The sequence below is a fragment of the Dinoroseobacter shibae DFL 12 = DSM 16493 genome (genome assembly GCF_000018145.1).
Lineage (GTDB): Bacteria > Pseudomonadota > Alphaproteobacteria > Rhodobacterales > Rhodobacteraceae > Dinoroseobacter > Dinoroseobacter shibae.
In genome coordinates this window covers 52,550-65,968 of sequence record NC_009956.1, presented here as the reverse complement: position 1 = coordinate 65,968, position 13,419 = coordinate 52,550, and the positions used below count along the sequence as shown (strand labels likewise).

The 13,419-nt window shown below is 65.5% G+C and carries 13 protein-coding genes and 1 pseudogene; 7 read left to right on the top strand and 7 right to left on the bottom strand.

Annotated features, from left to right (window positions below; all coding sequences use genetic code 11):
• Positions 1-242 precede the first annotated feature (242 nt).
• The 3 genes from DSHI_RS19460 to DSHI_RS19450 all read right to left on the bottom strand — a co-directional run bounded on the left by DSHI_RS19460 (position 243) and on the right by DSHI_RS19450 (position 5,233).
• Entirely contained in the window at positions 243-2,114 is a 1,872-nt protein-coding gene (locus tag DSHI_RS19460; RefSeq protein ID WP_044029445.1) for a polysaccharide biosynthesis protein, read from the bottom strand.
• 429 nt (positions 2,115-2,543) lie between these two features.
• Entirely contained in the window at positions 2,544-3,719 is a 1,176-nt protein-coding gene (locus tag DSHI_RS19455) for a ParB/RepB/Spo0J family partition protein (RefSeq protein ID WP_012187247.1), read from the bottom strand.
• A 122-nt stretch (positions 3,720-3,841) separates the two neighbouring features.
• Entirely contained in the window at positions 3,842-5,233 is a 1,392-nt protein-coding gene (locus DSHI_RS19450; protein WP_012187246.1) for an AAA family ATPase, read from the bottom strand.
• Between the two features lie 378 nt (positions 5,234-5,611).
• Between DSHI_RS19450 and DSHI_RS19445 the strand changes: the two genes are divergently transcribed.
• Entirely contained in the window at positions 5,612-6,658 is a 1,047-nt protein-coding gene (locus DSHI_RS19445) for a replication initiator protein A (RefSeq protein ID WP_012187245.1), read from the top strand.
• Positions 6,659-6,705: 47 nt separating this feature from the next.
• On the opposite strand, the gene DSHI_RS19440 is transcribed toward DSHI_RS19445, so the two are convergent.
• Positions 6,706-7,599: a recombinase family protein gene (locus DSHI_RS19440; protein ID WP_044029463.1), complete on the bottom strand. Its 894-nt coding sequence runs from the start codon at positions 7,597-7,599 to the stop codon at positions 6,706-6,708.
• Between the two features lie 226 nt (positions 7,600-7,825).
• On the opposite strand from DSHI_RS19440, the gene DSHI_RS19435 reads away from it, so the two are divergent.
• The 5 genes from DSHI_RS19435 (at position 7,826) to DSHI_RS19415 (ending at position 10,083) form a co-directional block, all read left to right on the top strand.
• Positions 7,826-8,893 (top strand): hypothetical protein, encoded by a 1,068-nt coding sequence (locus DSHI_RS19435; protein WP_012187243.1) that lies wholly within the window; start codon positions 7,826-7,828, stop codon positions 8,891-8,893.
• 223 nt (positions 8,894-9,116) lie between these two features.
• Positions 9,117-9,317, top strand: coding sequence for a TrkA C-terminal domain-containing protein (locus DSHI_RS19430; protein WP_044029444.1), 201 nt, complete (start codon positions 9,117-9,119; stop codon positions 9,315-9,317).
• Positions 9,318-9,380: 63 nt separating this feature from the next.
• Positions 9,381-9,641: a DUF7218 family protein gene (locus DSHI_RS19425; protein WP_012187241.1), complete on the top strand. Its 261-nt coding sequence runs from the start codon at positions 9,381-9,383 to the stop codon at positions 9,639-9,641.
• 7 nt (positions 9,642-9,648) lie between these two features.
• A complete protein-coding gene (locus tag DSHI_RS19420; RefSeq protein WP_012187240.1) occupies positions 9,649-9,861 on the top strand; it encodes a hypervirulence associated TUDOR domain-containing protein in 213 nt (70 codons plus the stop codon).
• 27 nt (positions 9,862-9,888) lie between these two features.
• Positions 9,889-10,083: a PLD nuclease N-terminal domain-containing protein gene (locus DSHI_RS19415; RefSeq protein WP_012187239.1), complete on the top strand. Its 195-nt coding sequence runs from the start codon at positions 9,889-9,891 to the stop codon at positions 10,081-10,083.
• Between the two features lie 99 nt (positions 10,084-10,182).
• Here DSHI_RS19415 and DSHI_RS19410 read toward each other — a convergent pair whose 3' ends face one another.
• Both DSHI_RS19410 and DSHI_RS19405 read right to left on the bottom strand, forming a co-directional pair.
• Positions 10,183-11,307 carry a ParB/RepB/Spo0J family partition protein gene (locus DSHI_RS19410; protein ID WP_012187238.1) on the bottom strand — a complete coding sequence of 375 codons (1,125 nt, stop codon included), beginning with the start codon at positions 11,305-11,307 and terminating at the stop codon, positions 10,183-10,185.
• Positions 11,304-12,284 (bottom strand): annotated as a pseudogene (locus DSHI_RS19405) (ParA family protein); the annotation flags it as partial. The pseudogene DSHI_RS19405 and the gene DSHI_RS19410, both read right to left, overlap by 4 nt.
• Positions 12,285-12,303: 19 nt before the next feature.
• Between DSHI_RS19405 and DSHI_RS19400 the strand changes: the two are divergent.
• Complete coding sequence (locus tag DSHI_RS19400; RefSeq protein WP_157865451.1) at positions 12,304-12,588, top strand: DnaA N-terminal domain-containing protein; 285 nt, start codon at positions 12,304-12,306, stop codon at positions 12,586-12,588.
• Positions 12,589-12,624: 36 nt separating this feature from the next.
• Here the strand turns inward: DSHI_RS19400 and DSHI_RS19395 are convergent, their stop codons facing one another.
• Complete coding sequence (locus tag DSHI_RS19395; RefSeq protein WP_012187237.1) at positions 12,625-13,353, bottom strand: Crp/Fnr family transcriptional regulator; 729 nt, start codon at positions 13,351-13,353, stop codon at positions 12,625-12,627.
• Positions 13,354-13,419 lie beyond the last annotated feature (66 nt).

The window sequence follows — 13,419 nt, the reverse complement described above, 5'->3', positions numbered from 1 at the left end:
CGGAGAGAAGCGACAGATGACCCATGGCGATGCGGACCGGGCACGCGATCCAATTTCCTCTTTTCAAGAAGGGGTGCCTTCCGGACCGGTCGGCATCAAGGAATTTCTCGACGGCAGGGGCAGTTGGGCGGTGGCTGTTGCGCGCTTGCGCGCACGCTGTGTGGGTTCGCGGATGCATGCACCCTGCCCCGTCTCGCGCGGGCATGCGCCCTGCCCTGCCCCCACGCATGGAGCCCGCAGGCTCACAACGGCACGCTTTTGACCCCGGGCACGTAGCCTTCGACCCAACGGGTGATGACCGCCCGGCCCGCATCCGGATCGCCCGAGGCCACGGCCTGGCGCAGGCTGCGCAGGATGCCGGCGATCTCGATCTCCGACAGGCTTTGCTCGCGGGCACAGAACAGCTTGGGATGGCGGGTGCCGATATGGTCGTCGGTGATGGTCAGTTCCTCGAACATCTTCTCGCCCGGCCGCAGCCCGGTGAAGACGATCTCGATATCCCCGTCCGGGGTGGCATCGTCGCGCACGGTGTAGCCCGCGCTTTCGATCACCTGGCGGGCGAGCTGCACGATCGGCACCGGGGCCCCCATGTCGAGCACGAAGACCTCGCCGCCCCGGGCCATGGATCCCGCGGTCAGCACCAGGCGCACGGCCTCTTGCACGGTCATGAAATAGCGCGTCACCTTGGGGTCGGTCACGGTGACCGGCCCGCCCCGGCGGATCTGCTCCTGGAAGAGCGGCACGACCGAGCCTGACGAGCCCAGCACATTGCCGAAGCGCACCATGGTGAAGACCGTACCGGTATACCGGGTCTCCAGGTCCTGGATCACCAGCTCGGCCAGCCGTTTCGACGCGCCCATCACGTTGGTGGGCCGCACCGCCTTGTCCGACGAGATCAGGATGAACCGCTCGATCCCGTATTCGGCGGCCTCCCGGGCCAGGGTCTGGGTGCCGAAGACGTTGTTGGCGAGCCCCGCCAGCGGGTTCGCCTCCACCAGGGGGACATGCTTGTAGGCGGCGGCATGCAGGACCACCTGCACCTTGTGCTCTGCCAGTACCCCGCGCACCTGGCGCGGATCGGTTACCGAGCCCAGCACCGGAACGAGCTCGGTCCCGGTCACCTCCGCCAGGGAGCGCAGCTCCATGTCCACGTTGTAGAGCGCCAGTTCGTTGAGCTCGTAGAGCACGAGTTTCGCAGGGCGACAGGCCAGCACCTGCCGGCACAATTCCGACCCGATCGAGCCCCCGGCCCCGGAGATCAGCACGACCCGGTCCGCATAGCTTTCGCAGCCGCGCTCGAGCTCGGTGCAGACCTGCTGTCGGCCGAGGAAGGTATGGCTTTCGACGGGCTTGAGCTTGTCGACCAGTTCCTCTTCGCCGATCAGCTGCGAAAAGGAGGGCAGGGCCTGCACCTCCAGCCCGAGTTTCTGCAACCGGCGCGCCAGCTGCGCCTGTTTCGGCTGGCTCAGCGACGGCACCGCCAGCAGCACCCGGTCGATCTGCTTGTCGCGGACCAGCTCGCGGATGCGCACCGGCGAATGCACCGGCAACCCGGCCACGGTCAGCCCGTGCAGCGCGGCGTTGTCATCGACGAAGGCCACCGGGTAGATCGTCTTGTGGGCGTTGAGCGCCGAAACCAGCTGGGTGCCGGTGGTGCCCGCGCCGTAGATCATCACCCGGGTATGCCCTTCGTCCCGGCGGTAGATCGCGGTCAGGATCTGCAGCATCACCACCCGGCTGGCGGCGGAGAACAGGAAGAAACAGCCTGCAAAGATCACGTAGAGCCCGGTGGTCAGGCCCAGCCCGGCGATCTTGCTCAGCACCAGCGCGATCAGCCCGTTGGCCGCCGCGTATTGGGCGGTCTTGCCCACGGCCCGGGCTTCGTAGGCGTTTAGCCGGATATAGGGGATGCCCAGCCAGAAGGCGACGAGCGCACTGGCGGCCAGCAGGTAGGGCAGGATCGGCAGGATGAGCGCAATGGTTTCGCCGGGCGACACCGGGATCGGCTGCAAGGCGAAGGTGACGATCAGGGCAAGCGGGATCAGCACCAGGTCCACCACCAGCAAGGTGATCGCCTTCTGTCCCAATGTCAGGGATTTGACGAAGTTCAGCACGCTGCAACCCAATCCATTCACACTACCCCGCCCTCAGGATACTGCATAAAACGTGACGGTGGGATCGCGGCTCAAGCCCACCCCCGACTTTGCCGCCAAATTCACCAATTGCCCTATTCTCTCTCGATTTCTTCTAACGGATGCTGACGTTACGGCACAAGGCAGGAGATGCTGCATCTGCGAAAATGCGCCGAGCCGGGAAGGCGGGGCCACCGCCGGGGTGAGGGATGCGCCCGATCTGGCGGGCGTCTCAGGGCGGCAAACGGGGCGAAATCGGGGCCAAATTCGGCGATGTTTCGCAGCGGACGCAAAATCTGCCGACAAATTTTTTTGCGAAATCGTTTGTTTTCAATGGCTTCTAGAGATTTGTTTCGCATGCGAAACATTCAATTTTTGGAATGTTTCGCAGCGAAACACCCGGGCAGGGTGTCAGGACTGGTCCTGGAGCCAGGCGATCAGCCGGGCCTTGAAGGCCGCATCCACCTTGGGCCCCGACAGGGTCAGGGTCTGGTGAATGAAGCCGCCGCCCTGTTCGAGATAGACGCCCTTGATGATTTCCCGGGCACCCTCCGGCGCGGGCGTGGCCGGTTTCGCCGCGGACGGGGCAGGCGGGGCGGGCGGTGTGTCCGGCGCCGCCGCGGGGGCTGTCCGAGTGCCCGTCTCAGGGGGCGACGCGGGTTGCGCCGACGCCCCCGGGCCCGCTTCGGCCTCGGCCGCCGCGGCCTCCAGCCAGGCGATCTCGGCGGCGGGCTCATCCTCGATCTCGGCCTTGCGCAGGCGCACCCGCCAGTCGCGGCCCAGCTCCGGATCGTCCTCCAGCAGCTTCGACAGCCGCAGGCCCAGCCGTTCGGTCAGGGCCGCGGGATGGCGCAGCACCCCGTCCAGCGCCGCGACCACGGGCAAAAACGACCCGATCTTGGATCGCTTGGCCCGTGACGCGGCGGCGAACAGGGTCTGGAGCGCCTGTTTCGTGCTGGGAAAGACCCCCTGTTCGACGGATTTCGCGACGATGCGCGCGCGCTCATAGGGGCTCAGCGCAACGCGGATCTCGTTTTCCTCGACCATGGCGGTATAGGCGGCCTCGGCGGTCTCGGGGCTGCGCAGGATCGCCTGGACCGTGCCGAACCGGGCCTCGCCGGTGCCGCCATGCAGCTCGTCCAGGGCGGTCAGGCGCCGCCAGCCGGAGATCAGCCCATAGCGGCGGGGCTCGGCCTCCGGGCCGAGATCGACCACCTCGATCGGGGTCTGCTGGCCGCGGCTGCGCAGGGATTGCTTGAGCACGATCATCTCGTCGGGGTCCACCAGCAGCCGGTCGCGCACCAGGTGATCGCGGCGAATGGAGTGCAGGGGCAGGGCCTGGATCAGCCGGCCCTCGGCGCGAGCGCTTTCCAGCTCTGCCGAGACCTCGGCCAGGGCCGCGGAGGCGGAGCTGTCGCGGGCCACCTGGGCGATGGGGGGTGCGGGCGGCGGGGCGGGGGGCGTATGGGCCACGGGCGTTTGTTGCGCGGCGAAACCGGGGGTCAGGCCGGGGCCGGGGTCGGCGCCTGCGGATTTGGTTTCCAAAAAGCCGGGCTGCGCGGGGGTGAGCCGTTTGCGTTTCGCCATGATGTCTCTCCGTGAGGAATATTGGCCTCAGGGCCTCGCAGATCTGTCTTGAAATCGGGTAAGGCCAGCGCGCGTTGCACACGCCCACCAGGCTCTAAACCGCCGTTTAGAGCCTGTCGCGGTCACGCCGCCCGCTCCCGCGCGGCCAGTTCCTCGCGCCGCCAGACGCCCATGAGCAGCCGCTTGAACGCGGCATAGGTCGCATCGAAGGTCTCGCGCCCGCGGACATAGGTCTCGCGGTTGAAGTCGCGGTAATCGGCCTCGTAGATGCCCGAAACCTGCTCGCCTGCCTGACCGATCAGGGCGGTGAAATCCTGCCGGTGGGGGCTGAGGGTGCGACCGAGATAGGCCTGCATCAGCCCGGCAAGCTCCGCCTGCTGGGCGCCGTCATAGCGGGTGACGACCGCGCGGACCGCGTCCCATTCGAACGCCAGCTCGTCCCGGCCGAGGGCGCGGGCGGCCATGTTCTCGCCTTCCTCGATGGAGTGGAAGGTGGAATGGAGCATGTCGAAGAACCGCCCCGTGCTGTCGAATTCCAGGAACGAGGCCCCCATGGGCACCAGAAGGATATCCGAGGCCGCAAGCCCGTTGATCGTCAGGTAGCCAAGGGCCGGGGGCGTGTCGATGAACACCAGGTCATAGGCGTCGAGGATGCCGTCCGCCTCCAGGCTTTCGGTGAGCGCATCCCAGAGCTTCCAGGTCCGCGCCTGCATCCGCCAGACGGGGATCTGGAACTCGGCCCAGTAGAGGTTCAGCTGCGCACCGATCAGGTCGATATTGGGCCAATGGGTGGGCTGGATCAGGCTCTGCGCCGTGACATCGAGGGCCTCCGACAGGGTGTCGTCAAAGGGGATGGGCGGCTCGCCCCTGTCCATGCGGCGCTGGTTCTCGCCCCGCAGGTGCCGGGCGTAGTGGCGCGCCAGCAGCGGAAAGACCGTGGCCCATTCATCGGCGACCTGGCCGCCGAAGATTGAGGTCATGGAGCCCTGGCTGTCGAGATCGAGCACCAGCACCTTGTAGCCGTCCAGCGCGGCGGACATCGCCAGATGCGCGGCGGTGGAGGTCTTGCCCACCCCGCCCTTGAAATTGGCCACGGCGACAAGCTTGGCGGGCAGCCCCTCGGGGCGGTAGGGGCGGTATTCTTTGGCCTTCGATCCCCCGGCGGCGAAATGCGCGCGCAAGGTCAGCACCTCGTCGAGGGTGAACCATTTGGCGCCGCCGGTTGTTTCGCTGCGGCCCTGGGGCAGGTCGGGGTTCTGTTTCAGCACGCGTCGGAAATGGGCCTGGGCGACGGGGATCAGGTAGCGGGTGATCTCCCATGTGGAGAAAAGGCGCAGCTCCTTGCGCCCCGCTTCGTTCAGCCCCCTTGAGGCGAGGTCCGTGCGGCCGCGTGCGCAGGCCTCGGCGATGGCGGCAAAGCCCGCGCTGTCCGTGGGCGGCCCCAGTTCGGCCAGAGCCGCGTCCGGGTCGATGTTGAAATAGGGGGGCTGCTGCTCTGCCGGATCCCGTGCCATGACGGCCTCATGTTCGCTGTTTTGGTAAATATACGCAAAAACACCGCACATGAAAGGAAAACCACATCACCACTGCGGTTTTCTCAGCAATTTCCGCAGGTTTGGCCCTGTTTCTGGGGTCTGGGGAGAGGGTGCTGGAAAAAAACAGCCCTGTTAGAGTCGTGTTATATATGTGTTAAGCGATCCGGCCGGTTTGAGAACTCCCTTTGGAACAGTGGGTTATGGTGGTTTTTTCGACGCAGGTGACTCCGAACCCTCGATAAAGCGATTCCGATCCCACGCTCGCGCGACTCCGAACCCCCGATGCAGGCGGTTGCCGGGCGCTGTGGATAACCCTAGCGTGGTGTCACTAAAACCACGATAAATCTGAGTCGGGCAGTGACATCGGATCTGAGTATCTCCAACGCCGGGCGCGGGCTTGCGCCGGATCGGTATCGTCAGGCGGATTTCTTCGTCTGCGATATCTTCGACGCGATCCCCAAGGATGATCTCGCGACCATGGAGCACCCGGTGTTCAGCCTCGCTACCCGGCCGGACAGGCGGGTGCTGTCCTATGCCCATAACGGGGTGGAGATCGAGGTGACCCCGAGCGTCAAGGGGCTGGCCACGATCCACGACAAGGACATCCTGATCTTCTGCATCAGCCAGCTGATGGCGGCGCTGAACGCGGGGCGCGCGGTGAGCCGGACGCTCCAGATCAAGGCCCATGATTTGCTGGTGGCGACGAACCGCGAGACATCCGGAGACGCGTATCGGCGGCTGCGCGAGGCGTTCGAGCGGCTGGCAGGCACGCGGATCACCACCAACCTGACCACCGGAGGGCAGGAGGTGACGCGCGGCTTCGGGCTGATCGAGAGCTGGGAGATCGTGCGCAAGGCGCGCGGCGGGCGGATGGTGAGCGTGAGCGTGACGCTGTCGGAATGGCTCTTCAATGCGGTGGTCAGCAAATCGGTGCTGACGCTGAGCCGGGATTACTTCCGGCTGCGCAAGCCCCTGGAGCGGCGGATCTACGAGTTGGCGCGCAAGCATTGTGGCCGGCAGGCGCGCTGGGTGGTGTCGGTGGACCTGCTCTTGAAGAAGTCGGGCTCGGCCTCCCCGCGCCGGGTGTTTCGCAAGATGCTGCGCGACATGATCGCCGCCGATCATCTGCCCGATTACGAGATGGTCGAGGTGCCGGGCGACAAGATCGCGTTTGCCTTGCGCGGCGGGCTGGTGGAGGACGCGGGCCCCGGGTTGGGTGCGGCCCTGCCGCCCCTGCGGGCCGAGACCCTGGAGGAGGCCCGGGCGCTGGCACCCGGCTGGGATGTCTACGGGCTGGAGGCGGACTGGCGCGCGTACTGGGCCGGATCGGGCCGTCCGCGCCTGCGCAGCGCCGACAAGGCGTTCCTGGGCTTCGTGCGGGCGCGCATAGGGGCGGAAGGGTAGGCGGGCGCATGCCCGCAGGGTATTGCAGGGGGTGGTGAGCTTCGCGGTTAGGTACCTTGGTCAAACAACTCCAATCGCTCTGCTCGTTCGAGTAACATCTTGACCGACGACGGCTGCCAGCTCGTGCGACCTCGGGGGGTGCGTTCGCGCATAGCTTCCAGCCGGTCGCAAATCGCTTGCAATGTGATTTCGGGGTCAGCACCTTTTATTGCAGCGACAATCGCAGGCAGGCGGTCGTCAGTTTCGCGGCGTCCAGCGCGCCCAAGCACTTCAGCGGGCAGGAACCCGTCCCGGACGTAGGCTTTCACGGCGCGGAGCAGGCGGCTTTGCGTCCAATGGCGGCCGTGGGGCAGGGGGCCATTAATGATCCGCAGCACGTCTTCCCAAGCCATATCGGGGCGCAGGCGGCGCACATGGGGCACCCAATCCTGCGCGGTCTCGTTCAGTCGCTCCATATAGCCATCCTGTCGCGCCAGCCGCACCTTGCGCAGCGCAGCGGGGTCTTTGTTGCGAAGCCCAGGATTGCCACCAACGCGACCCTTGGCGCGTGCCGAGGCAAGCCCGGCCTTGGTGCGCTCTCGGATCAGGGCACGTTCGAACTCGGCCGCGGCGCCCAGAACCTGCAGCGTGAACTTGCCCTGCGGCGATGCGGTGTCGATTGGATCCTGCAGGGAGCGGAAAAAAGCTCCCTTGGCTTCCAACCGCTCGATCACCTCCAGCAAGTGCGACAAGGACCGTGCAAGCCGGTCGATCCGAACGACAACCAGAGTGTCGCCCTTGCTAATGCGCTCCAAGACCCGCGCAAGCACCGGCCGCGCGCGATTGCCGCCTGAGGCGTGTTCTTCGAAAATCTCGGAACATCCCGCAGATTGAAGGGCCTCCGACTGGGGCAGGGGGGTCTGATCCTCTGTGGAAACACGGGCATAGCCTATCAGGGACATGAAATCGGGCCGTTTGCAATTTAAGATATCAATAATAAACGACCATTTGTAAACAAATGCAAGCAGGCGCTCTCTGATCGTGCTCATCCAAAATTCCTTGGTTTCCTTGCGCTGAGCGCGGTCTGAGAGGCTTCACCGGCAGTCGCGCGCGCGTACTATATAAAGAGCGACGGCAACCGCCACAAAATCACTTGGGTAATGTGCAAAACTTCAGTATTTTGCATATATGAATATGCAAGCCTCTACTTTGACTGATGATTTCGATGACCCCCTCAACACCATCGAGGAGGATGAAGAGGCTCACGAAGACGATCTCTGGTTTCTGCCTGGGCCACTCGAGGAAGAACCGGATGATTTGCCTCCCGGGCCACGGGCGGAACCGCCAGACACTGCTGTCGTAGATGACTGGGCAAAGGCAGAAGGCATTCACGCTGCGCGACTGGCACGGGTCGCTGGACGCCTGGGTGCTCTGGATGACCGGCTACTGCGCGGTCCTGAAGGCTGGCGGCACCGCCTCGCTCTTATCGAGGCGGCGGATCTTAGCTGGTTCGCAGGGGACCGGGTGAGTTCTGATCGTCTGGCGCTCTGGATATCGATGCGGCTGTCGGGTGCACAGGATGACCCGGATGCGCTGGCACGCGTTGGATGGGCTGTTCGGCGCTTGACAGGCGGTCCCGGACCGAAGGCTGACTTGGCCGCCTTCCTGGATCGCCGCGATCCCGAGAACATTGAAGACAGCGCGGAACGCTTCAAAGATCGCGCGGTTGGATGGCTGGACGTCATGGCGGCTGCGGGCGAGCTCCACCCGATCACGCGGGCTTGCATGGGCTTTCATCTCTGGAGTCTGGCGGGTCTCGGTGGGCAGGGCGACCAGATCGAAGCCGCCGTCACGGCGTCCAGGATCGCGGCCAGAGACGGAAGCGGCGCCGTCTTCGCACCGCTCGCCATGGGCGGGGCAGGGGGGCTGCGTGTTTCGGGCTTGCCACCCGAACGTTTGGCCCGCTGGCTGGATGGGATGAACAGCGCAATTCTGACGGCGATGCGCCATCTAGATGGTACCCAAACATGGAGTGTTCGGGCGGAAGGAGCCATGTCTCAGCTTTCGGGCAGAACTCCGGCTGCTCTTCGGTCTGTGTTGACAGAGTGGCCTTTGGTGTCGGCCCCGATGGCGGAGGCCCTAACAGGCGCAAGTCGCGCGGCTGTTCAAAGGAACCTCGCATGGATGGAAGAGCGAGGCCTGATCCGAGAAGTGACGCAACAAGGACGATTCAGGATGTGGCGGATCAAGGATTAGACCGTTGTGATCAGATCCAGCGACAGGGACCTTCTCGATTCATTGAGAGAGGATCGCCGCCGCCAATGCTTGCGTTCATCGATGCCGCCAGAGGGTCGTGGTTTGAACATCGAGCTAAGTGTTTTGGTCAGAATCGCTCTGTGTGATCCGGCAACGAGCTATGGCAGGCTTTCGAAAAGATCCGGTGTGTACTCACCCGATTAATGCAACAGTCCCCAGCCGAGTGACCCTGCCCGAAACCTTCCCCGCGGGGAAGGTTTCCGGGCTGGACCTGCCTGACGACACCCGCCCCGTGGCCCGGATCCGCGACGGGGTCGAAGCCCTAGCCGATCCCGAGACAGAGCTTTGTCCGGGCGATTGCCTGCTGCTCGCCGGCACGCCCGAGGCGCTGGAGACCGCCGCCAAGGCCCTGAAAGACGCCTGAGCCGGGAACCTTGCCGCCACCCACGCGTTACACCCGCGACATGCAAGCTGCGGAGGACATGCCATGGGCGACCACGGCCCCCAGATCAAGGATGACGACACCTACGAGGCCCTGCGCGACGACGGTGCCTCCAAGGCGAAGGCCGCCCGGATCGCCAATGCACAGGCCTCCGACACCCAAAACCCCGCGTCCAAAGGCGGGTCCGCCCCACCCTATGAAGAGTGGACCAAATCGGAGCTCTACGACCGCGCAAAGGAACTCGACATCCAGGGCCGGTCCGACATGAGCAAGGCGGACCTCATCGACGCTCTGCGCAACCAGTGAGGACAACATGGCGTTTCAAACCGGACAACAGGTCGCCTGGGATTGGGGCAACGGCACCGCCGAGGGCAAGATCACCCAGATCTATACCGAAACGGTGACCAGGACCCTCAAGGGCTCGGAGGTCACCCGCCACGGCAGCGACGACACCCCTGCCCTGCTGATCGAACAGGAAGATGGCGACCAGGTGCTCAAGAGCTGCACCGAAGTGCGCCCCGCCTGACCCTGTACCCTGTCAAAGGAGACCCCCATGGATATTGAAATCACCGGCATCGGAGGCTTCATCCTCCTCGTTCTCAACATCTGGGCGTTCGTGTCGATCATCTCGTCCAACGCCACCACCGGCCGCAAGGTGATCTGGTGCCTGCTGGTGCTGATCCTGCCGCTGATCGGCTTCCTGATCTGGCTGTTCGCCGGGCCAAGGGGGGCGCGGCATACCGCCTGATCCCTCTCCCGATCCTGTCTGACCGGCCCGGTTCGGCGCGGGCGGCCGCCCTCCCTCGGTCGCCTGCGCCCCGAAACCTTCCCCGCGGGGGAGGTTTTTTCAGTCGAGCTGGTCCAGAAACAGGCGCACGGCCTGCTCCAGCTTGCGCCGCTCCAGCGCCGAGAAATCCCTCTCCAACCGGATCTCCAGCCGCCCGTTGGCCGCGGTGCATTTCGCCCGGCCCTGGGGGCGCTCCATCTGGAAGGTGGTCTTGGCCTTGGTGCCGCCGGGGGTTGCCGGGACCGCGGGCTTGGGCGCGGGCCGCGGTGCATCCTCGGGGATCTCGCCCCCCGCAAAACGCCGCAGCACGGCCAGCTCCTCGACGACGGAGCGGTTCTCCCAGGTCTTGAGCTCTTCGCGGATCGCGTGGGGGATCCCCTCCATCTCGTCCATGCGCGCGGCCAGGGTCGTGCCGAGCGCGCGCGGGATCTCGGTGGGAAATTGCAGGTCCTCGCCCAGCTCCCGCATCACGCGGATGAAGGCACGGATATAGCTGCGCTTGGAGTAGTTGGCCGACTGGAACAGTTCCGCCACCGCGCGGTTGGGATCGTTCTCGGCGGTATGCGGGTCGGCGGCGTAGTTCAGGGCCAGCTGGGCCATCTCGGCAAAGGAGATGTCCTTGCGCACCATGTTCTCGTCCACCATCCGGCGATAGAGCGCTTCCAGCGCCGCGCCGCGGGCCTCGATCCCCGCCGGGATCGCGCCCCAGGTCTCGGCATCGCCGGTCTCGTCCAGCAGCCGGCGATAGGCCTGCACCCGGCGGTAGCCCTGGATCAGTTCGTAGCGGCCATCCTCCCGCGGCTCGACCCGGATCGGGTTCGACAGGCCCAGGTCGCGGATCGAGGCGATCAGCTCGTCAAGCTCCGGGTCTAGCCCCGGCAGGCGGTCGCGGGCCAGCTTGTAGGTTTCGATCTGGTCCAGCGGGATGCGGTCGACGATCTGCCCGGCCTTCTTCAGGCGGACGAATTCATGGGCGAGCTTGTCGTTTTCCGCCCGGATCTGCGCCTCCAGCGCGCCGCGGTCGCGAGCGTGATCCGAGGTCTCGGTGATTGCCGCGGCCATGGGACCGCGCCGGGGCGGTGTGGTCTCAGCATGTGAAACCTTCCCCGCGGGGAAGGTTTTCGGCGGGGCCGCGTCGGCTTCGGGCGGCATCTCGATGTCGAACATGCGGCGTTTCTTGCTCATGGCGTGTCCTCCAGATTGTCCCAGGCGGCCAGCATGTGACCGCGAAACTCGGTGTAGGCTGCATCGAAGGTGGCCCGCGCCCGGCGCCAGGTGCCCCGGGTCATCTCGCGGTAGTCGATCTCGTAAACCGATGACAGGAAACGGCCCGACTGTTCGACCGCGCGGGTCATCTCGATCGGACTGTCGGCGACCCGGTCCCCGAAGACCTGCTTGAAGGCCTGGAACATCGCCCGGTGCAGCTCGTTGCCGGGCTCGTATCGCGTCATCAGGAACCGTATGTCACGAAACACTTTCGGAAGCGTAACCCCGGCGCGCGCAAAGCTGTCGGCGCCGTGGGCGAGATCCTCGAGCGCCTCGGCGAGCTGGCCGATGAAGGAGGTGGTGCTGTCATACTCCCAATAGCCCGGGCCCGAGGGGATATAGAGCATGTCGGCGGCGAAGACCGCGTTCATGGACTGGTAGCCGATGGCGGGCGGACAGTCGAAGAGGATGATGTCATAGGCGTCGTCCGGGATCTGGTCGAGAAAGCGCGACACGGCCGCGAAGAAGGACCATTCGGGGTTGAGGTGGCGGTACTGGGCGGAGGCGAACTCGACAAAGGCCGCGTTGGCGCAGGAGGGGATGATGTCGATGGTCGGCCAGGCGGTCGGCTGGATGAAGTCCGACACCCGCAGCGCGCCGAGCCCGAGATCCTGGATCGCGGCGGGCAGCTGGCGGCGGGGCAGGGCGGTGCCGCTCTCGGCGCCGGCGGCGGTGGCGTTCATCCGCTCGGTCTCGCGGATCAGGTCGCGGGCCATGATGCCCCAGACGGTGTGATCCTCGACCACGTCCGACAGGCCCATGGAATGGCTGAGGGTTGCCTGGGGGTCGAAGTCCACGGCGAGGACGCGGTAGCCATCGAGGGCGGCGGCATGGGCGAAGTGCAGCGCCACGGTGGACTTGCCCGCGCCGCCCTTGAAGTTGACGATGGCCACGCGGATGGGGCAGGGGGCGGAGGTGCCACAGAGCAATGTCGTCCCCCTGCGCCCGGTTCCGGAGGTGAGCCGGGCGGGCGGGCTCTGGCCGCAGGTGCAGCTGCAGTTGCGCGACAGCTACCCGGCGCAGTTCGCGACCTGGTTCAGCAAGCTCGAAGAGGTGGACCTGGAGGGCGGGTGCCTGACCCTGGCCGCGCCCTCGGCCTTCGTGGCGGCGACGGTGATGCGGGATTTCGAGGGGCTGCTGGTCTCGGCCGCCCGGCAGGTGGAACCGTCGATCCACCGGGTGGTGCTGCAGAAGCCATAAGGCTCTGAACCTGGGTTTAGAGGCTGTTTCGCGCCCCTAGATCAGTGGCCGGGTCTGCATGCGGGTTTCGTCCACCAAGCCGATCTCGGCCAGGGCAGCCACGTCCGGCACGGTGAGCCGCCCGTCGGACCAATCGGCCAGACCCTGCCCGCGCAACCGAGAGAGGGTCTTGTTGGTATGCACCAGCGACAGGCCGAGCGCGTCGGCGAGATCCTGTTGCCGGTAGGGCAGGGGGCATTGTCCATCCTCGACCAACCCCACCGCGTCCGCACGGGTGAAGAAGCGGTGCAGGCTCCAGGCGAGTTTTTCGAAGGCACCCTTCTGGCCGACCGTGGCGAGGGACTCGCCCAGGAAATGTTCCTCCACCGCGGCGAGGAAGGTCAGGTCGAAGGCGCGGGCGGGGTGGGTCTTGAACAGGGTCCAGATGTCGGCGCGGTTGAACACGCACAGGGTCATGTCCGTGGTGCTTTCGACCGAATGGTGCATTTCGCCCATGACGCTGGCCTGAAGGCCGATGAAATCCCCCGGCAACACGAAGCTGACCACCTGGCGCCGTCCGTCCGAGAGTGTCTTGTAGCGCAGCCCGTGCCCGGACAGGCAGGTATAGAGCTGGGCCGCGTTGGAGCCTTCGAGCAGCAGCTGGGTGCCGGCGGTCACGGTCATCTCGCCGGTCTTGAAGCGGCGCATGAAGGCGACTTCCTCCTCCGTCATGGGCGAAAAGAGCGCATTCTTGCGCAAAGGGCAGGCGGTGCAGTCGATGGTCATGTTTCCTCGTCTTACTATGTCACAGTTTAATGCATGGAATGGCGCGGTCTGCGATGTTGGACCCTT

Bases quoted from the DNA above. Each gene is read 5' to 3' on its own strand.
- DSHI_RS19395 (WP_012187237.1), bottom strand. From the start codon at position 13,353: ATGACCATCGACTGCACCGCCTGCCCTTTGCGCAAGAATGCGCTCTTT.
- DSHI_RS19450 (WP_012187246.1), bottom strand. From the start codon at position 5,233: ATGGCACGGGATCCGGCAGAGCAGCAGCCCCCCTATTTCAACATCGAC.
- DSHI_RS19410 (WP_012187238.1), bottom strand. From the start codon at position 11,307: ATGAGCAAGAAACGCCGCATGTTCGACATCGAGATGCCGCCCGAAGCC.
- DSHI_RS19435 (WP_012187243.1), top strand. From the start codon at position 7,826: ATGAATATGCAAGCCTCTACTTTGACTGATGATTTCGATGACCCCCTC.
- DSHI_RS19420 (WP_012187240.1), top strand. From the start codon at position 9,649: ATGGCGTTTCAAACCGGACAACAGGTCGCCTGGGATTGGGGCAACGGC.
- DSHI_RS19415 (WP_012187239.1), top strand. From the start codon at position 9,889: ATGGATATTGAAATCACCGGCATCGGAGGCTTCATCCTCCTCGTTCTC.
- DSHI_RS19425 (WP_012187241.1), top strand. From the start codon at position 9,381: ATGGGCGACCACGGCCCCCAGATCAAGGATGACGACACCTACGAGGCC.
- DSHI_RS19455 (WP_012187247.1), bottom strand. From the start codon at position 3,719: ATGGCGAAACGCAAACGGCTCACCCCCGCGCAGCCCGGCTTTTTGGAA.
- DSHI_RS19440 (WP_044029463.1), bottom strand. From the start codon at position 7,599: ATGTCCCTGATAGGCTATGCCCGTGTTTCCACAGAGGATCAGACCCCC.